Source organism: Vibrio sp. D173a (assembly GCF_030248475.1).
The window spans coordinates 1-771 of record NZ_JAHGAH010000395.1 but is presented as its reverse complement, the minus strand read 5'-3'; the positions used below and the strand labels follow the sequence as shown (position 1 = coordinate 771).

Sequence of the window (771 nt, the reverse complement as noted above, 5' to 3'; positions counted from 1 at the left end):
AGCTCTGTCGAATCTCTGAAACGTAAGCCCGGTCTACCCTTGCCATCTTCGAAAGCCTCAGTACAAATGCTGGGGGGTTTTTACGCCTGTTGCATCTGCGCTTGTTGATTCTTCCTATAACGATTTCAAATCATCGCCGCCAAATATGATTCTGATCGTCTCACTTTGTTACTACTTTTAGATTTGCGTTTAGGTGTGCTGCTTAACTGAATTACCGGTATCTATCGTTTTGAAAATTCGTGAAATAATCAACGTGGTGAATTAACTATATTCAGCTATGCTCATAATCGAGGGCTGTGTTGAACTGGACGGTTAGAGAGGGCTAAGCAATGCAAATAAAATGGGGGAGCTTGTTATTCTTGCTCTGTATGCCTGTGTTAGCCGCGCCTACACAGTGGGAAGGTGTGGATAGCCCTACTAAGAATCCGACCAACCCAATAGGCTCATATGCGAATGGCTGTTTAGATGGTGCGCAGGCATTGCCTTTAGATGGCATTGGCTATCAGGTTATACGTCCACAAAGGAAACGCTACTACGGCCATACCGATGCCATAAAGTTTGTTCAAACACTTGGAAAGATGGTTAACGATAATCTCAAACGCACATTGATGGTTGGCGATATCTCATTACCAAGGGGAGGTCGGTTTTCGTCGGGTCACTCCAGTCATCAAACAGGTTTAGATATTGATATATGGTTAAGGTTGAACGATAGAAGACTATCCCTTAATCAACTTGCTGTCCCAACGCCGCTCAGTGTCGTCGATCTAAAAA

The 771-nt window shown here is 44.1% G+C and carries 1 protein-coding gene; it reads left to right on the top strand.

Annotated elements, in window-relative coordinates:
- Positions 1–329: 329 nt before the first annotated feature.
- On the top strand, positions 330–771 hold a 442-nt coding region (locus KIV40_RS26160; protein WP_375164886.1), incomplete at its 3' end, for a penicillin-insensitive murein endopeptidase.